We start from the raw sequence: 19,702 nt of genomic DNA, 5'->3' as shown, positions 1-19,702 counted from the left end.
CTGCTAATTACTGATTACTAACAGCTAATGTGGTTTTCAAGCAGTCTTTCAATGCTTTTTTAAGACCTTTAAATTGAAATCTAAAACCTAGTTTTTTTATTTTATCCGAAGAAACTCGCCTCCCTGTCAAAACAATATCTGCCATTTCACCCAATCCAATTCGGATGAAAAGAGAAGGTATATTTGGAAGCCATAATGGGCGCCCAAGACAACTAGCCAAAGCTTTGACAAAAGACAAATTGGTAGTACTGTCATTAATAGTGGCATTGAAAGCCCCGGACATATTTTTATTTTCAATTGCTTCAATATACATTCGGCATAAATCGTGTACATGAATCCAAGGCATATATTGTTTTCCTGATCCCAAAGCACTTCCGAGTCCTCGCTTAAAAATTGGTGCAAGTTTCTTTACAACTCCTCCTTCTCTTCCCAAAACCATTCCGGTTCTGATTTTTACGGTTCGAATACCCAAACCCGCCATCAAATCGGCAGATTTTTCCCATTCCTGACAAACCTTTCCAATAAAATCATCTGCTGGCAATGTATTTTCGGTACAAATTCCCTCGCCTTTCATGGCTCCATAATAGCCAATCCCCGACGCCGAAACAAAAGCCTCAACCTGTTTATTATTCTTTTTCAAAACGGAGTAAATCAATTTCGCAGAATCAATCCTGCTGTCCCTGATTTCCTCTTTTCGTTTGGATGTCCATTTTTTATCGGCAATATTTTCTCCTGCCAAATGAATAATATAGTCAGTGTTGAGTATAGCCGCTTCCTCCATTTGCTGACGTGAAACGTCCCAAATATAATAGGAGACCCCATCCGTATCTGGCCTGCTATTTCTTGTTAGTATCGAAACGGAATACCCTTTCTTTAATAATTCTGCTGTTAAATACTTTCCTACAAAACCAGTTCCACCTGTTATTAAAACATTCTTTTTCATTACTTTAAAAATTAGGGGCAATCAATTATAGCTATACAAATATAAGTTAATGTTTTGTTTAGCATTATTAATAATAAGTTAAACATTATTACCTTTATGAACCAATAAAACTTGAAAACATGGCAACTAAAAAAATAAATTTATCCAAAGACCTTATTCTGTCAATGTATATGAACTATACATTAGAACACGATGAAAAACCAAAGTCTGTATTTCATTTTTCAAAAGTAAATGGCTTTACAGAAGCCGAATTCTATACCTTTTTTGGCACACTCGAAAGTATCGAAAAAGAAATATTCAATGTTTTTTTTGATAAAACAATCGAGCTATTACAAAAAGATGATAATTACGAAAGTTACGATATGAAAACCAAACTTTTGAGCTTTTACTTCACTTTCTTCGAATTAATTACCGCCAATAGAAGTTACGTAGTCATGACTTTGAAACAACATCAAAATCAACTGGAAAACCTAATGCTTTTATCCGAGTTAAGAAATAAATTCAAAGACTATATTTCCGAAATAATTACAGATGATTTCCGCATTAAGATTGAAAAACTACAGCAATACCAAGAAAAAGTATTAACAGAATCGTTTTGGATTCAATTTCTGTTAACCTTAAAATTTTGGATGGAAGATTCTTCTCCTTCCTTTGAAAAAACGGATATCTACATTGAAAAATCGGTTAAAGTTTCTTTCGAACTAATTGACATTACACCCATTGACAGTCTAATTGATTTTGGAAAATTTATTTTCAAAGAAAAAATAAACAGCAAATAATGAAAACGATAGATTACATTCCAACTTCCAAAATTGAAAGAGCATCAAAACTAGTGCAAACTGGTGCTAAAGTCGGCGTAAATTATTTGAAATATTATGGGGAAAAAATAGTCAATTCTGATTTGAGTCGGGACAAACTCAACGAAAATAATGCCGAAGACATTTACGATGGTTTGAAGAGTTTAAAAGGAAGTGCACTCAAAGTCGCTCAAATGCTGAGTATGGACAAAAGTTTCCTGCCACAGGCTTATGTTGAGAAATTTTCCTTGTCTCAGTTTTCGGTACCGCCGCTTTCGGCTCCATTAGTTTTGAAAACCTTTAAAACCAACTTGGGAAAAACCCCTAATGAAATTTTTGATGAGTTCAATCCCAATTCGGTCAATGCAGCCAGTATTGGTCAAGTGCATATTGCTGTAAAAAACGGTAAAAAACTGGCCGTAAAAATTCAATATCCAGGTGTTGCCAATAGTATTTCATCAGATTTGGCCCTTGTAAAACCCATTGCGATCCGAATGTTTAATCTGCAAGGCAAAGACTCTGATAAGTATTTTAAAGAAGTCGAAGATAAACTGATTGAAGAAACCAATTATTTACTGGAACTTCAACAAAGTCAAGAAATCGTTGCAGCTTGCAAAAAAATTGAACATTTGCTTTTTCCCGAATACTACCCCGAGTTCTCGTCCGAAAAAATTATTACGATGGACTGGATGACAGGAATTCATCTTTCTGAATTTACCGCCAAAAACGAAAATCAAGAATTGGGCAACCAACTCGGACAAGCGTTATGGGATTTTTATATGTATCAAATTCATATTTTGAGAAAAGTACATGCCGATCCGCATCCAGGTAATTTTTTGGTTAATGACAGCAATCAATTGGTCGCTTTGGATTTTGGCTGCATGAAGAAAATACCGAATGATTTTTACATTCCGTATTTTGAATTAGTTGATCCAAAAATACTCAACAATCCACAATTATTTAATGATAAACTCTTTCAACTGGAAATTCTAAGAGCAGATGATTCTCAAGAAGAGATTCTTTATTTCACCCAGATGTTTTATGATTTATTGTCCCTTTTTACTCAACCGTTTCAAGGAGAAACATTTGATTTTTCGGATGCTGAATTTTTTGAAAATATTGCGCAGTTGGGAGAACGATTTTCAAAAGACACCAACTTAAAAAAAATGAACGGTAACCGTGGTTCCAAACATTTTATCTATATGAACAGAACCTTTTTTGGACTGTATAATCTATTATTTGATTTAAAGGCCAATATCGTAGTGAATCAGTATAAAAAATACGAATAATTCATTTGAAAAAAAATGCAAAATATAGTAATCATAGGCGGAAGTAAAGGAATTGGAAGTGCTATCCTATTGCAACAATTGGAAAACAACAAAGTGTATAACATCAGCAGGTCGGCTCCTGATGTCACACATCCCAATTTAATTCATTATCCCATTTCGGTTCTTGAAGATGACTTACCCGAAATTGAGCCCGTGGATGTCCTTATCTATTGCCCCGGTTCGATTACATTAAAACCTATTTTGAGTTTGAATCTTGACGATTTTAGAAATGATTTTGAAATCAACGTCATTGGCGCTGTAAAAGCGATTCAGAAATATTTACCCGCCCTTAAAAAAGGAAATAATCCGTCCATTGTATTATTCAGCACCGTTGCGGCCAAACTGGGAATGCCTTTTCACGCCAGTATCGCTACCGCAAAAGCAGGAATTGAAGGTCTGGTAAAATCCCTAGGTGCCGAATTGGCTTCGGTGGTTCGAGTGAATGCCATTGCTCCAACCATCACCGAAACTTCGCTTTCTGCAAATATTCTTAGGAACGACCGCATGAAAGAAAACATGATGGAACGCCATCCGATGAAAAATTACCTAAAACCCAATGAAGTTGCCGAAATGGCCAATTACTTAATCTCCGAAAATGCCAAATCCATTTCGGGACAAATTTTTGAAATGGATTATGGAATCGTAAGTTTTAAATTGTAATGAGATGCAAATTCTTTTAACAGGCACAACAGGATACGTAGGCAAACGGCTTTTACCTATTTTGGTAGAACAAGGTCATCATGTTATTTGTTGTGTTCGGGACAAACAGCGTTTTTTTTGTCCAAAAGAATTTGAAAAAAACATACAAATTATTGAAGTTGATTTCTTAAAAAAAGAAACTTTGGAAAAGATCCCCAAAGACATCGACACCGCTTATTATTTAATCCATTCCATGTCGGGTTCGGCTAACAATTATGATGAATTGGAACATATTTCGGCTAAAAATTTTGTTGATAGAATCAATCTGACAGATGCCAAACAAATCATTTATTTAAGCGGAATTGTCAATGACCAATCACTTTCCAAACACCTATCCTCACGAAAAGCCGTAGAAGATGTTTTGAACACAGGAATTTTTGCCACGACTACATTGAGAGCAGGAATCATAGTAGGTTCCGGTAGTGCCTCTTTTGAAATCATTCGGGATTTAGTTCAAAAATTACCTGTAATGATTACACCAAAATGGCTCAATACCAAATGCCAGCCCATAGCTATTGGCGACGTTTTGGATTTTTTGACAAAATCACTTTTAAATCCATCAACATACAACCAAAGTTTCGATATCGGTGGCCCCGATATCCTCACTTACAAAGAAATGCTTCTAGGTTTTGCCAAAGCAATTCACCTCAAAAGGTATATTTACACTATCCCCGTAATGACACCCAAATTATCCTCATATTGGCTGTACTTTGTAACCTCAACCTCTTATAAATTAGCTTCTGCATTGGTAAGCAGCATGAAAGTCGAAGTCATTTGCCGAGACAACAGCATCAATTCAATTTTGAATATCACCCCCATGTCTTATGAATTGGCTTTATCCAAAGCTTTAGTCAAAATAGACAATGATGATATCGCTTCGAGTTGGAAAGATTCCATGATTAGCGGTCAATTTGTAGGCAACGTAAGCGATTATCTCAAAGTCCCCAAGAAAGACTGCTTTATCGACCGAAGAAAAATGGAAATCCAAAACCGCGAATTTACCATTAACCAAATTTGGTCGATTGGCGGTGAAACCGGTTGGTATTACGGCGATTGGCTTTGGGAATTGCGTGGATTTATCGACAAACTTTTTGGAGGCGTAGGTTCGAGAAGAGGGCGCACCAACAAACACGACATTCACGCGGGTGATGCATTAGATTTTTGGCGGGTTTTGTATGCCAACAAAAAAGAAGGCAAACTCATTCTCTATGCCGAAATGAAACTACCCGGCGAAGCTTGGCTGGAATTCAAAATCATCAACAATACCCTGTACCAATCGGCTACTTTTAGACCCGACGGAATTTGGGGAAAATTGTATTGGTATTCCGTTTTACCTTTTCACGGATTTATTTTTAAAGGAATGCTCCATAGGCTAATTTCATAATTTCGTTCAAATAAACAAATCCTTTCTAAATTAATTTGGGCGTGCCACGCATACACAACAGCAATAAAACTCCTAAAACCCATCTGTCGTTCGTACGAAAAATTAGCAACAAATTAAAAGTCCATTTGCTGATTTGTAAAACTATTTTTATTATTTTCACAAAAATATAATACACCAGCGAATTGCGCCAATCAAACCTATTTGGGTGTATATGCGCCATTTTATGGCTAGTATAAATGAGTTAGCTGCTATTTCACAACTGAATCTAAAAACATGAAAGCATATATACAATTTACGCATGAAATTAATAGGCTTTTAGCTTTTTATAAAGCTACTATTTATGCTTACGAACAAACAGATGAACTTTTATGGAAATGGCGAAAAAACAAAAGTGAATTTATTGAATTAGGATTAAATGTAAAACAACCAACTTTCTACAAACATAAAAAGAGGGCAAAAATTGAAAATCGTAAAAACCTTTCAGAAACTGTTTATGTAAGGATTGTTTCTGCTTTGGAGGTATTTTTAGTTGATTTAATTCGAGACATCTTCATTGACACAAAAGAGCCTTTCAAAAAACAAGATATAATGATTCAATTTACACAAGCAGAATTATTATCAATTCATTCTCCTGCTGACATTTTTAATAAAATAATAAATAAAGAATGTAGAAAGCTTACAAGTGGAGGCTTTAATGACATAATCAAATATTACAAAAAACATTTTGATATTGATTTATCAAGTTTTGCTCCAGGTAAAAGTAAAATGGAAGAATATCATGAAAGAAGACATATTCTGGTTCATCGTTTAGGTAGAACTGATCAACAATATAGAGTAAAATACAAAACAAAAAGTCAAACTATATCAATTGACGAAACTTACCTAATAGATTGTGTTAAAGATTTTAAAGATTTCTCTGAACTTGTTTTTACACAAGTAAAATATAAGTTAAAAAACGGGTTAAAATCTGATAAAATAAAAGAGAAAATTGTTGAGGCTAAAAATAAAATTACAATTGAAATACTTAAAGATGAAATAAAATATTTTGAGCCAAATTTTGAGTTTTGGGGAGGTGACGAATTTTCAATGTTTAGCAACATCTTAGACACAAAAAGACAAATTGAGACAAATAAGTTTGAAATACAAATATCTGGAACAGAAAGACAAATAAATGCATTTATTAGAATTATAAAAAAGGGAGTGATTCACAAACAAATAAAAGCAGAGTTTCATAAATATAGAGTTCCTAAGCCTGAGACAATATCTGAGCCAAGGTTTCTTGATGAAAAAATCATTTTAACAATTAAAGAAAAACTACCTCCACAACCTTGGGAAACTGGAGTTCATAAAAAGGTAGCATCTGAACTTGGAATATCAAATAAATTAGTTTCTATAGCTATTCAGCAATTAATTGGAAAAGGTGTTTTTAAGAATCAAATTGACGGAATTATAATTGATGAACCTCAATCAGATGAAGAAAACAAAACTAAAGAAACAGACAGTTAACAGGCGTTTGGCAAGATTGCGAATTTTGTAGTAAATTACGTTTACATTTTGTAAGAAATTTTATCTTTAACAGAAAATAATCGGTTCCGAAGCTCGCAGCCTCGCCAAGCGCCGGAACGTCAAACTGTCTAAAAACCTATATCAAGCTTCTGAGAATTGCTTATTTGAGATTTTTCAAAGACAGGGGACCGAATATAAAAATTAAAAACGGAGGTCATTAGACAACTGACGTTGTGTGCTATTTTACAAAGACCCCCGCTAGTCCGAGCACTAGGCAACAACAAGGCTAGTGCGAGTGTCACACTCGTACCCACAATCATAAGCAGGCAAAACAAAAACTACAACCCTAAAAAGTTGTAGTTTTTGTTTTATGAATAATTATATTTAACAAAAAGACAAATGAGCAGAAAATATAAATTTGCTTCGCCTGTTCGCTATCGCTTGGGTAAAGAAAAAGGCGGTGCTTATTTTGTAACCTGAGCTCCTACCAAAACTATAGGAGCTCCTATCAAAATCATAGGAACGCCTACCAAAATCATAGGAGATCCTACCAAAACTATAGGAACGCCTATCAAAATCATAGGAACACCTACCAAAACTATAGGAACGCCTACCAAAACTATAGGAACACCTACCAAAATCATAGGAGATCCTACCAAAACTATAGGAGCTCCTATCAAAATCATAGGAACTCCCCCGATAGTAAGAGCATTAGGCAACACAGGGCTAGTGCAAGTGTCACACTCGTACCCACAATAAAAGTCTTCCGCCTTTTTCAGTACTCCAGCTAAATAAATATATAATTTAAACTCAGTTTAAACCCCCCGCCTTATAAGTAGCAATTGCCCTATCCCGTGCAAAAGCGTGATCAACCATCGGTTCGCAGTAACCCAGATCAAATTCGGGAATCCATTTGCGGATATAAATTCCTTTTTCATCAAACTTTTTGAGTTGGATATCGGGATTAAAAACCCTGAAATAAGGTGCCGCATCACAGCCCGTTCCTGCCGCCCATTGCCAATTTCCGACATTGGCCGACAAATCATAATCCAACAGTTTTTCGGCAAAATAGGCTTCACCCCATTGCCAATTGATAAGCAAATGTTTGCACAAAAAACTTGCTACCACCATGCGTACCCTGTTGTGCATATAACCCGTTTCATTGAGTTGCCTCATCCCCGCATCGACCATAGGATAACCTGTGTTCCCTGTACACCAACGCTTAAAATCTTCTTCATTATTTCGCCATTGAATTCCGTCATAAGCCGATTTGAAATTATGATTGACCACTTTCGGAAAGCAAAACAAAATTTGCATAAAGAATTCACGCCAAATCAATTCACTCAAAAAAACAGCATTTTCCTGAGCCGCCCAATTAACCAATTTCCGAATACTCACTGTCCCAAAACGCAAATGAGGTGAAAGGTATGAAGTGCTGTCTATAGCAGGAAAATCACGGGTTTCATGGTAATTTGCAATCTCTGTGAGCTTATAAGGAATTACTTTTATGTTATTTTCTTCGAAACCTATTTGTTCTAAAGTGGGAAAATCAAAATTACTTCTGTAAAAATTGAATAAGTAATTTAAAGTAATATACTCTTGAAGCGGTGCCAAGGATTTGTATTTTTCCAACCACTTATTTTTGTAAGGCGTATAAATAGTGTAAGGCGTTCCATCAGCTTTGATGATTTCCTTTTCTTCAAAAATAACCTGATCTTTAAAAGAAAAACATTGGGCATGATTGGTTTTTGCCAATGCAGCTATTTCCAAATCCCTTTTGATGGCATACGGTTCATAATCTTTATTGAAAAAAACCTCCGAAACAGCATATTCCTGAAAAAGAGACTTCCAAACTTCGGTTGTTGTTCCTTTTTTGATTAAAATTGAACTCTCAATGGCCTTGAGCTTTGCATTTATTTTTTGAAGTGATTCGTATATAAAACCAACACGGGCATCGTTTTTGGGCAAACTGTCCAAAATATCGGTATCAAAAATAAACAAAGGAATTACGGGATATTTGGATTGTAGCGCGTGATACAAAGCCACATTATCCTCGAGACGCAAATCACGTCGGAACCAAAATATCGATACTTTTTGTTTTGACATTTCTCTTTATAAGTTGCTTAGATTCTGAGTTTCTAAGAATCTAAGTTTTGTTAATATTGACTTTCAAAATTGTCCGCATAAATCTTAGTCGCTTAGAATCTTAACAACTTAGAATCTTTTTAATTAAAAAGTTGATCGACTTTTGCAAAACGGTAATCAAAAATCTCTTTCAGCTTATTCTCGACGACTAAAGCATTTATAATTCGTCCTAAAAAACCCAAAGGCAATGCGTAATGCACCACATCGGTCATTTTGACTCCGTTCGAGGTTTCTTCAAAAAAATGTTTATGGTGCCAAAAACTATAGGGTCCGAAACGCTGCTCATCTATGAAATAAGCGTTCTCCTCTACTTTGGTAATCTCGGTGACCCAATTTAACTTTAATCCTAAAAGGGGTGAAATTTTGTACTGGATAATTTGCCCCGCATACATCGATTGGTTGTCAAAATCAGTGATTTCGAATCCCATGGTTTTAGGAGTTATTTTTTGCAAATTTTCTGGACGGGAGAAAAAATCCCAACATTCATCTAGAGTCGCATTGATGTGTTGAACACTTACTTTTTTATATACTTTCATTTTTCTTCTCAATTATTTTCATCAAAATCAAACTCATCAACAACATTGTAAAAGCATAACCCGTGTCTTCAATCGGTATTGTCCCCAATCGAATACCTAAATTTTCATTGTCATTATAATAAACGACCGGCTCCTCTATAAAACTGCCGGTGAGAATTCCGTTTACGAGTAAAAACGGAATTAAAATGATTAAAAAAGTAATGAAATACGTTTTCAAAACCTCCGAAAACTTAAAAACGGCCACGGTTAAAACCAAAATAAACAAACTGAAATTCACAAAAGTGTACCATCTGTCATAATTAAATACAACTATAGGAATGATTATAACCATCAAAATACAATAAACCCATTTTACAGTGCTGTCACTCAAAGCCACATTGGGAAAGAAATATTGGAAAGAAAAATGAATAAACAAACTCGCATACGGAATGCAAATAAAAAAAAGCCATTCCTCTATTGGCAAACCAAAAAATTCTATCCCTGAATGATATCTTGGATTAAAACTCCAAACTCCTATTTGGGTAAAAATAATATCCCAAACAATAAAAAAAAAGGCGGTAATAACCAAAGATGGAAAAATTACTTTCCACCGCTTACTGTATTTCATTCTTTTTTCGAAACTATACAGAAACGGAATTAGGAACGAACCAATATTCAAAAAAAAATATAACGACATATTTGTGAGTGCAATTATTTTTAAACACATAGAAACATAGAATTCATAGTGTTTAAAAGAGTTTGATAGACATTTTACTTTTCATATAGTGAATCTATGTGAAAAATAGTCCTATTTCTATTCATTCTTTAATGATTTGTTATTAAATCTATGTGTCTATGTGGTTCATTTTTATTGAAACAGATATTACAACATATTACATTTTATAATATTTAAAAGGAACAAACAACATCCCAAAACATTCCCCATCCTGTTTCCCCAAATGTTTATGATGAACTTTGTGCGCCTTACGCAAACCAACCAAATACTTGTTTTTGGTATTTTTGAACCATTTGAAACGCTGATGAATCAATACATCATGAACTATGAAATAACAAAAACCATAAGTAGTAATGCCTAGCGCAATGAAAAATAAATAATTCACCCCTTGCTGTACGCCAAAATAAAAGAGGACAATGCTAGGTACGGCAAAAATCACAAAGAAAATATCGTTTCTTTCAAAAGTGTGTGCGTATTTCGGCTGATGATGATCCGAATGAAAATACCACATGAATCCATGCATAACATATTTGTGCGTAAGCCAAGTAACACATTCCATACTTAAAAAAACACCTAAAAAAATCAAAAAGGAAACCATATTTTTTTCATTGAATTAAATTTGTCTAGTGAATAGTGAATAGCTTTTAGTAATTAGTTTAAATCAATTTTAAATTATAAAATCATTTAAAAATTAATAGAAAACGGCACAAATAGCTTTAGTACATTTAATCATTTTGTTTTATAACACTAACAATCTAATCATTAACAACTATTCACTAATCGCTCACTTTTACACTAATTTCAACTTGTAAGATACAAAAGACTGCGCCAATAATCCTGCTTTTGAATAATTGGAAACCCTTATTCTAGTATTTCCTATTTCGTTACAAGGCGTATGTGCCAATTTTTTGAGCAGTTTTTTGTAATAAACATAAGCCGTGTAAACGCCAAATTTTGCTTCCAACGGTAATTTTTTGATTCCTTGATAGGCAACTCTAAAATCTTCCTCTATTTCAGCGATTATTGCTTTTTTTGACTTTTCATCAAAAGACTTTAAATCGAGTCCCGGAAAATAATTTCGATTTAAGACTAAATTGTCTTCTTTTAAATCACGAAGAAAATTCACTTTTTGGAAAGCAGAACCCAACTTCATAGCTTGGTCTTTCAACTGATTGTATCTAGCTTCATCTCCTTTGACAAAAACTTTGAGACACATTAATCCTACTACATCAGCAGAGCCATAAATGTACTCGTTATATTCTTCTTTGCTATTATAATCCAATTTGATTAAATCAAGTTTCATGCTTTTTAGAAAAGATTGAATCAAATCATCAGTTATATTGTACTCCTTTACCGTTTGTTGAAAAGAATTCAAAATCGGATTCAAACTGATGCCTGATTTCATTGCTTTGTAATATTCGTTTTCGAAATCAATCAGCAAATTTTCTTTGTCATAACCGTGAAAAGAATCCACAATTTCGTCCGCAAAACGCACAAATCCGTAAATGCTGTAAATGGCTTCTCGAATACTAGGTGCGAGCATATAAACCGCCATAGAAAACGAAGTACTGTAATTCTTGGTCACCAACTTACTACACTTGAAGGATACTTCATCAAATAATTTCTTCATAGCTATTGATTTAAAAGTTGTTTATTTATTAATTCTGACACCAATTTCCCCGAAATTAGGGGAACGCCGGGACCCGGAACGGTTAATTGCCCCGTAAAGTATAGATTCTTGACTTTTGCACTTTTGAGTTTTGGTCTCAAAAAAGCGGTCTGCATAAGTGTATTTGCCAAACCGTAAGCATTTCCTTTGTATGAATTATATTCAGAAACAAAGTCGTTTTTGCAAAATGATTGTTTGACTATAATGTTATCCCTAACCTTTTGTTGGGTCAAAATTTCAAAGCGGTCTATTACTTTATTGAAATATTCTTCTCGCAAGGTTTCGGTATCTTCAATTCCCGGAGCAAGGGGAACAAGGAAAAAACCTGATTCCATACCTTCGGGAGCTGCCGTTTTATCTGTCAATGATGGAAAATTGGCATAAAACAAAGGTTCCCTAGGCCACCTTGGTTCATCATAGATATCCTTGGCATGCTGTTCGAAATCGACATCAAAAAACAAAGCATGATGTGAAATATTTCTTATTTTTTTGTTGAATCCCACATAGAACAATAAGGAAGATGGGGCAAAAACACGGCTATCCCAATACTTTTCAGAATAGGCACGATGTTGAATATCCAATAGGGTTTCGGTATGATGATAATCGGCACCGCTCAAAATTACATCAGATGGAATTGTTCTTCCATTGACAACCAATGATCGGGCTATTTTATTTTCGACATTAATTTTCTCAACATTGGCATTGGTTACAAAAACTACGCCCAACTCTCTAGCTAGGTTCTCCATTGCCCGAACGACATCGAACATCCCTGTTTTTGGATGCCAAGTGCCCAAACCAAAATCGGCATAATTCATGAAACTGTAAAAAGAAGGAGTATCAGATGGTTTTGCACCGAGAAACAAAACCGGAAACTCCAAGATATGAATGAGTCGTTCGTTTTTGAATTTCTTTCTAATGTCTTTGCTGATGTTACTAAAAAACTGACCTATTTTCTTGGCGGTTTCAACCGTTACTAATTCCAGAGGAGAAACACCTGGGCGATAAACCAACTCTTTTATGGCGATATCATAATTATTTTTGGCTTCACAAATAAATTCTTTCAATACTTGACCGCTTCCTTTTTCGATAGCCTCGAAATCGGCAACTATTTGGGGCAAATCATCTGCGATTGCAATAAAATCTTCTATTCCATAATAGACCCGGTATGCCGGAGAAAGCTTTATAAGTTGGTAATAATCGGTTGTTTTTTTACCAAAATCAGCAAAAAAGCGCTCAAAAACATCGGGCATCCAGTACCAACTGGGCCCCATGTCAAATGTAAACCCTTCAACTTTCAATTGACGAGCTCTCCCTCCTATGGATGGATTTTTTTCATAAATCGTTACCTCATAACCGCTTTTTGCTAAATAGCACGAAGCGGCCATTGCCGAAAACCCTGAACCTATTATTGCTATTGTTTTCATAATTTGTTTAACAAATGTACAAAAACATTAAACAAAAAATCAAATCTTTTCTATTAAATCTGGTATGGAACCAAAAACTTTAACACCTTCAGGAATTAAATTCAGGTCAATATGTTTTACCAACTCCCCTATCAACCATATTTGAGAGCCGTCACCCAAGAGTTCCGAAGCCATGGAATTCACATAATCATTAACACTATCACGTTCAGGTTGTATAGTAAAATAAGACAGGTAAACAATTGAGCTGTAATGCTTTTTCAAGTCTTTTAAATATCCAAAAGGCATACTTTGTCCCAAATAAATCACCCTAAATCCTTTAGAAACTATTTCGTAATGCAGATACATTAAACCTAACTCATGTATCTCATTAAGAGGAAGCGACAAAACATAAACTCTGCTGTCATTTATAGACATATCAGCTTCCACTTTCTCGATATTAACCAATATTTTCTTCAATATCAAACAGCTGATGAAATGCTCATGCGCCGGAGTAATCGTATCTGTCTGCCACAATAGGCCAATATCTTCCATCAACGGAATGAACACTTGACGAAAAATTTCCCTAAAGGACTTTTCTTCAGATAACCAATCATAGGTATTGAAAAAAAGTTTCTGGTCAAAATTCATCATAGCCATTTTAAACGCATTGACAGCATGATTTTTGGCATTCTTATTCAAGACAACTTCCCGAATCAATTCCGTTATTTTTTCATCGGCGAAAGTTGAAATTTTGGAAATTTTATACCCATAATCGAGCAACAGGGCAATATTCAATAGTTTTTGGAGACTTGACAAGGAATACAAACGTATATTGGTGTCTGTACGCATTGGCTGTAAAACATTATATCGTTTTTCCCAAATTCGAATGGTGTGTGCTTTTATCCCTGAAAGATTTTCAAGATCTTTAATACTGAAAACATTTTTTACATTGTTCATCGATACCATTTTTTTGTTAAACAAATATAACTTTAATTAGGAGATAGTTATAACAAAAACAACCCGTTAATTTCTAAATCTTTCAATTACATCGAACAAACGAGTTTTTTATCACTAATTTCTTCATCAAACCTTAAAAATCATACCCCTTAATCCCTAAATTCTCTATATATTTGCACCTTTCGAAAAAACAACAAAAAATGACTAACCTGAACGAATTGAATGCTATATCGCCAATCGACGGTCGTTATAGAAGTAAGACAGCATCATTGGCTCCTTTTTTCTCTGAAGAAGCCCTAATCAAATATCGCGTATTAATTGAAATTGAGTATTTCATTGCTTTATGCGAAGTGCCTTTGCCTCAACTAAAAAACGTTGACTCTTCGTTGTTCGAAAGTTTACGTGACATTTATAGAAACTTTTCTACCGAAGATGCTCTTTGGATAAAAGAAACCGAAAAAGTTACCAACCACGACGTAAAAGCCGTTGAATATTTCATTAAAAATGTTTTTGAAAAATTAGGCTTATCCGAATATAAAGAGTTTATCCACTTCGGATTGACTTCACAAGACATCAACAATACGGCAATTCCGCTTTCTACAAAAGACGCTTTTGAGAAAGTTTATATGCCATCATTGATTTCTGTAGTATCCAAATTAAAAGAATTGTCACAAGAATGGGCAGCTATCCCGATGCTTGCCCGTACACACGGACAACCAGCATCACCTACTCGTTTAGGTAAAGAAATTGCCGTTTTTGTGGAGCGTTTGGAAGAGCAAATGCGTTTATTGTTTAATACTCCTTTTGCAGCCAAATTTGGCGGGGCTACCGGAAACTACAATGCGCACCACGTTGCCTATCCACAAATTGACTGGAAGCAATTCGGAAATAAATTTGTTGAGCAAAACTTAGGACTACACCATTCTTTCCCAACAACACAAATTGAGCATTACGATCACTTCGCAGCTTTCTTTGATGCTTTAAAAAGAATCAACACTATTATCATCGATTTGGATCGTGACATTTGGACGTATGTTTCGATGGAATATTTCAAACAAAAAATCAAAGCGGGCGAAATTGGATCATCGGCGATGCCACACAAAGTAAACCCAATTGATTTTGAAAACTCCGAAGGAAACTTGGGAATTGCCAATGCTATTTTCGAACATTTATCGGCTAAATTACCGGTTTCAAGATTGCAACGCGATTTGACCGACAGTACCGTTTTGAGAAACATTGGAGTTCCAATGGGACACACTTTAATCGCTTTTGAAGCCACTTTGAAAGGATTGAACAAATTATTGTTGAACGAATCAAAATTCCACGAAGATTTGGAAAACAACTGGGCTGTTGTTGCCGAGGCGATTCAAACGATTTTAAGACGTGAAGCTTATCCAAATCCATACGAAGCTTTAAAAGGATTGACAAGAACTAATGAAGCCATTACCAAAAATTCTATTCATGCTTTCATAGAAACCTTAGACGTGTCACCTGAAATTAAAACCGAATTGATGCAAATCACACCTAGTAATTTCATAGGAATTTAATCAGAAGGCAAAAAGCCAATAACGAATACTAGAAGCTATCCTTTTCGGGTAGCTTTTTTTGTTGCAACATCAATAATGAAAATTTAACCGCAGGCATTTAAAAAATCTCGCAAAGACGCGAAGACGCAAAGATTAGAACGTATTTCTTTGTGCCTTTGCGCCTCTGCGAGAACAAATTTAAGGCATTACGAGGAGGACACGCAAAGCTTTGCGAACTTTGCGGTTAATTTTTTCATAAGCAACAGCCTTGAAGCTTTAAAAAAAATTCTTTTTTCGTAAATTAGCCATCAACGATTTTTACCTACAAAATACTATATGAGTCTATTAACCGATGTACCTGAAACTACAAGCCATTTAAACCCTCTAATCAGCGATTTAGGTCTTATCCTAATAACGGCGACTGTCGCTGTCCTGCTATTTAGAAAACTAAAACAACCTCTAGTATTGGGTTATTTAATTGCCGGTTTTATGGCGGGTAACCATTTTGATTTTTTCCCTACTATAAAAGAAATCAAAAGCGTTGAAGTTTGGGCTGAGATTGGTGTTATCTTTTTATTGTTTAGCCTCGGACTGGAATTCAGTTTCAAAAAATTGATGAAAGTTGGCGGAACAGCTTCGATTACAGCAGGAACACAGATAGTAAGTATGTGTATTTTGGGTTATTTTGTTGGACAATGGTTAGATTGGCCAAAGATGGACAGCATCTTTCTCGGGGTAATTCTCTCCATATCTTCGACAACAATTATTTTAAAATCATTTGATGAATTGGGTGTTAAAACCCAAAAATTTGCCGGAATCGTTATTGGTTCTTTAATCGTTCAGGATATATTGGCTATTTTGATGATGGTTTTACTATCAACGGTTGCAGTAAGTAGTCAGTTTTCCGGTGGTGATCTTTTGATGTCTGTCTTAAAACTGGTCTTTTTTCTTGTGATTTGGTTTTTGGGCGGAATCTTTATCATCCCAACCGTACTCAAAAAAACCAAACACTTACTCACCGATGAAATGCTGCTTATTATTTCGCTCGCACTGTGTTTGGTCATGGTTATTTTTGCAGCCAAAGTTGGTTTTTCGCCCGCTCTTGGCGCTTTTATCATGGGATCTATCATTGCCGAAACTACAGAGGCGGAACATATTGAACATTTGGTAAAACCGGTGAAAGACTTATTTGGCGCCGTATTTTTTGTATCTGTCGGAATGTTGATTAATCCGGAAGCCTTGTACGAACACGCTATTCCGGTAGTTATTCTGTCTTTTGTTACCATCATTGGCCAATCCGTAAGTTCAACATTTGGAGCCATATTATCGGGACAACCTTTGAAAGATTCTATCCGAACCGGAATGAGTTTATCACAAATTGGTGAATTTTCCTTTATCATAGCGACTTTGGGCGTAACACTAAAAGCTACCAATTCCTTTTTGTATCCGATAGTTGTTGCCGTTTCGGCAGTGACAGTATTTACAACACCTTTCATGATTAAATATTCGCTCCCAATTTCCGAATATTTGGCGCATAATTTACCACGTAAATGGACTAAGAGAATCGAACGTTACTCAGCTAGTACCCAAGCGATAAAAACGGTAAGTTTGTGGCAAACGGTTATCAATGCCTTTTTAATTCAGGTGATTGTACTGGTCGTCATCATTCTTGCCGTCATCTTGCTGTCCTCCCGTTTTATTTTGCCAATAGTCGAAGATTATCATTTAGGAAAACCTATAGGCGCTTTGATAACTTTGGCGATAGTTTCTCCTTTTTTGTGGGCACTGGCTTTCAGAAGGGTTGCTGTCCAAGAAGTGGGACAATTAATGCTCGACCGCAAATCCCGAGGACCATTGACGATGTTATTTTTCATCCGAATAGTACTGTCCATTTTCTTTATCGGGCTATTGCTAAACACTTTCTTCTCTCCAAAAATTGCATTAATCACGTTAATAATTGCCATTGTAATTTATTTGGCCTTCCAAAAAAAACTGCACATCCAATACCACAAAATTGAAAATCATTTCCTCACCAATTTAAACGATCGGGAAATTGCAAGAGCCAAAAGAAGCCGAAGCGATTTAACACCCTGGGACGGCCACATGGCGGTATTTGACATCGCAGCCGAATCCAATATAGCCGGGGAAGCACTGAAAAACCTTCAAGTCAGGGAAAAACTAGGAATTAATCTTGTTTCGATAAAACGAGGCGACATCACGATTCACATTCCGGATGCCAACGAACGTATTTTTCCGGGAGACGAAATTTGCGTCATTGGGACTGATGCCCAAGTACAGGCGTTTAAAAAATATTTGGATCAACACGAAATGGACGTTTCCCCTGAAGTTGTTGAACCCGATATTGTTTTACGCCAAATCGAATTGAAAAACCACACTTTTATTGGAAAAAGCATAAAAGAGTCCAAACTACGCGAGAAAACACAAGGACTAATTGTGGGAATCGAAAAAAGAGGAAAACGAGCACTGAATCCGGAATCCAATGTCATTTTAGAAAAAGATGATATTTTATGGATTGTTGGCGACAAAAAACTGCTGGCGGATTTGGCACATGATTAATTTTAAAAATAAAACAGATAAAGCACTGGTCGAAAGACTGGTGTGTTTTTTTAGGAGCAGAACAATAGTATTTCATAACAGCTTCTCTCCCGCTTGCCATTACAATCTTTTGTCTCGTTTGAGAACGAGACAAAAGGATTTTCGTTTCAATCGGGCTAGCGACAAAGTTTTGTTATTCTTAGAAATTATTTTAAAAAAAAAAATGTATTGCAAAGCGAAAAACACTAACAATTTGTAATCCGTTTTTTATACATTTGAAAACAAATAAATCCTAATACCTATCAGACAAAGCGACCTTATTTTGAGTAGATATGTCTGATTTTCTAAGGACTAAGAAGTAGTTATGTGCAATTTTAGAAAACCCTCATACAAATTGAATCTACAAGAAATTTATCAAAATCAGCTTAAAGAACTTAGAGAAAATCCAAATCTTCTAGATAATTTATCAATTGAATCAGCTAAAGACAATAATTACAATCAAATAGCAAGAAACAAAGTTTTAATCGCTATCTTCAATGATATAAAAACTTCTGATTACAATATTGTCAACTATATTTTTATTGCAGAGAAAGAATTAAGACAATCAAAAAAAAGCATAGAGAATTACGAAGTTGACGTATTATATCTAGCAGCTTATTTATTAACAAAGTTTAATAACATTGATGATATTTGGCAGTTTTGGAATTCTAAAGAAACTGATTTTGATTCTTCAATAGGATTTGATACTGAATATCTATTGTCTTTTGGTGTAGATAAGGTACTAGAATACCTTAGACTTTGTGACAATCCTAACAAAGAAAAACTTATTCAATTAGTAACTGTAGACAACTCCACTCCAATTTATACTCAAGAAGAAATCAATGAATGGAAAAACTATAAGCACCAATATTTTGCTGTCTATGAATTCCCAATAAAGGATGAAGTTGATTTTGCATTTCAAGCAAAAGAATACGAATATTTAAAACAACTATTATCAGATTGGCTACTTAAAAAAAATGAGTGGACAGAATATCAAAACTTAACAAATATTGGAATTGGAAAAGAATTAAAGTTAGACGATTTTCTACTTGATTCATTGATAAACTATAATAATAAGTTTCAAAACTCTATAAGAATTGAAATGCATAAAAATGAAATTGACGCTCTAAGTAAAAAACTTAATCGGAATATATCACGCGAAACAAATAAAAATGACAATAATCTAATTGATAGATTTCTATTTTGGAAAAAACGAAAAAAATCATAAAAACTGCATACAATAGCAAAGATTTCGTTGCGTGCGCAGACTAGATGGCTCGGATATACCTAAATTTTCCTCAAGAACGATCGCGGATTTGATATATACTCGCCATCAGCTAATCACCTAAAAAAATCACATCCAAACAAAAAAGGCGCAAGAACTAAATCTTCCACGGCACATTCATAATGTCTTAAACTATTGTTTTTCAATAAAATAGTTGTTATATTAGAAGAAACAAACCCCGAAATTGCTCAAAACGAGTCAAAAACGGGGTTTT

General features: G+C 34.9%; 17 protein-coding genes. 8 read left to right on the top strand and 9 right to left on the bottom strand.

The window, feature by feature from the left end:
- Positions 1-7: 7 nt before the first annotated feature.
- Positions 8-943, bottom strand: coding sequence for a TIGR01777 family oxidoreductase (locus OZP12_RS06785; protein ID WP_281228301.1), 936 nt, complete (start codon positions 941-943; stop codon positions 8-10).
- 119 nt (positions 944-1,062) lie between these two features.
- Between OZP12_RS06785 and OZP12_RS06780 the strand changes: the two genes are divergently transcribed.
- The 5 genes from OZP12_RS06780 (at position 1,063) to OZP12_RS06760 (ending at position 6,657) form a co-directional block, all read left to right on the top strand.
- A complete protein-coding gene (locus OZP12_RS06780; RefSeq protein ID WP_281228300.1) occupies positions 1,063-1,722 on the top strand; it encodes a TetR family transcriptional regulator C-terminal domain-containing protein in 660 nt (219 codons plus the stop codon).
- Complete coding sequence (locus OZP12_RS06775) at positions 1,722-3,029, top strand: ABC1 kinase family protein (RefSeq protein WP_281228299.1); 1,308 nt, start codon at positions 1,722-1,724, stop codon at positions 3,027-3,029. Before OZP12_RS06780 ends, OZP12_RS06775 begins: the two co-directional genes overlap by 1 nt.
- Before the next feature lie 15 nt (positions 3,030-3,044).
- Positions 3,045-3,728 carry an SDR family NAD(P)-dependent oxidoreductase gene (locus OZP12_RS06770; RefSeq protein ID WP_281228298.1) on the top strand — a complete coding sequence of 228 codons (684 nt, stop codon included), beginning with the start codon at positions 3,045-3,047 and terminating at the stop codon, positions 3,726-3,728.
- A 4-nt stretch (positions 3,729-3,732) separates the two neighbouring features.
- Positions 3,733-5,151, top strand: coding sequence for an SDR family oxidoreductase (locus OZP12_RS06765; RefSeq protein ID WP_281228296.1), 1,419 nt, complete (start codon positions 3,733-3,735; stop codon positions 5,149-5,151).
- A 273-nt stretch (positions 5,152-5,424) separates the two neighbouring features.
- Positions 5,425-6,657 (top strand): hypothetical protein, encoded by a 1,233-nt coding sequence (locus OZP12_RS06760; RefSeq protein WP_281228295.1) that lies wholly within the window; start codon positions 5,425-5,427, stop codon positions 6,655-6,657.
- A 464-nt stretch (positions 6,658-7,121) separates the two neighbouring features.
- Here the strand turns inward: OZP12_RS06760 and OZP12_RS06755 are convergent, their stop codons facing one another.
- The 8 genes from OZP12_RS06755 to OZP12_RS06720 form a co-directional block, all read right to left on the bottom strand.
- Positions 7,122-7,343, bottom strand: coding sequence for a hypothetical protein (locus OZP12_RS06755; protein ID WP_281228294.1), 222 nt, complete (start codon positions 7,341-7,343; stop codon positions 7,122-7,124).
- Between the two features lie 124 nt (positions 7,344-7,467).
- Positions 7,468-8,763, bottom strand: coding sequence for a cryptochrome/photolyase family protein (locus OZP12_RS06750; protein WP_281228293.1), 1,296 nt, complete (start codon positions 8,761-8,763; stop codon positions 7,468-7,470).
- A 119-nt stretch (positions 8,764-8,882) separates the two neighbouring features.
- Positions 8,883-9,338: an SRPBCC family protein gene (locus OZP12_RS06745; protein ID WP_281228292.1), complete on the bottom strand. Its 456-nt coding sequence runs from the start codon at positions 9,336-9,338 to the stop codon at positions 8,883-8,885.
- Positions 9,325-10,014 (bottom strand): lycopene cyclase domain-containing protein, encoded by a 690-nt coding sequence (locus OZP12_RS06740; RefSeq protein ID WP_281228291.1) that lies wholly within the window; start codon positions 10,012-10,014, stop codon positions 9,325-9,327. The genes OZP12_RS06745 and OZP12_RS06740 overlap by 14 nt, the downstream gene beginning before the upstream one ends.
- 196 nt (positions 10,015-10,210) lie before the next feature.
- Complete coding sequence (locus OZP12_RS06735; RefSeq protein ID WP_281228290.1) at positions 10,211-10,651, bottom strand: sterol desaturase family protein; 441 nt, start codon at positions 10,649-10,651, stop codon at positions 10,211-10,213.
- 192 nt (positions 10,652-10,843) lie between these two features.
- Positions 10,844-11,683 (bottom strand): phytoene/squalene synthase family protein, encoded by an 840-nt coding sequence (locus OZP12_RS06730; protein WP_281228289.1) that lies wholly within the window; start codon positions 11,681-11,683, stop codon positions 10,844-10,846.
- 2 nt (positions 11,684-11,685) lie between these two features.
- A complete protein-coding gene (locus tag OZP12_RS06725) occupies positions 11,686-13,149 on the bottom strand; it encodes a phytoene desaturase family protein (protein ID WP_281229029.1) in 1,464 nt (487 codons plus the stop codon).
- Between the two features lie 36 nt (positions 13,150-13,185).
- The gene (locus tag OZP12_RS06720) at positions 13,186-14,082 is read right to left on the bottom strand and encodes a MerR family transcriptional regulator (RefSeq protein ID WP_281228288.1); all 897 of its coding nucleotides are present in this window, start codon (positions 14,080-14,082) and stop codon (positions 13,186-13,188) included.
- Positions 14,083-14,282: 200 nt separating this feature from the next.
- Between OZP12_RS06720 and purB the strand changes: the two genes are divergently transcribed.
- The 3 genes from purB to OZP12_RS06705 all read left to right on the top strand — a co-directional run bounded on the left by purB (position 14,283) and on the right by OZP12_RS06705 (position 19,431).
- Positions 14,283-15,629 (top strand): adenylosuccinate lyase, encoded by a 1,347-nt coding sequence (gene purB / locus OZP12_RS06715; RefSeq protein WP_281228286.1) that lies wholly within the window; start codon positions 14,283-14,285, stop codon positions 15,627-15,629.
- Between the two features lie 315 nt (positions 15,630-15,944).
- The gene (locus OZP12_RS06710) at positions 15,945-18,185 is read left to right on the top strand and encodes a cation:proton antiporter (protein ID WP_281228285.1); all 2,241 of its coding nucleotides are present in this window, start codon (positions 15,945-15,947) and stop codon (positions 18,183-18,185) included.
- 373 nt (positions 18,186-18,558) lie between these two features.
- Positions 18,559-19,431, top strand: a complete 873-nt coding sequence (locus tag OZP12_RS06705; protein ID WP_281228284.1) for a hypothetical protein — start codon at positions 18,559-18,561, stop codon at positions 19,429-19,431.
- The last annotated feature ends 271 nt before the right edge of the window (positions 19,432-19,702 follow it).

The sequence above is a fragment of the Flavobacterium aquiphilum genome (assembly GCF_027111335.1).
GTDB lineage: Bacteria > Bacteroidota > Bacteroidia > Flavobacteriales > Flavobacteriaceae > Flavobacterium > Flavobacterium aquiphilum.
The sequence above is the reverse complement of the archived record's forward strand: the minus strand, read 5'-3'. Positions and strand labels throughout refer to the sequence as shown.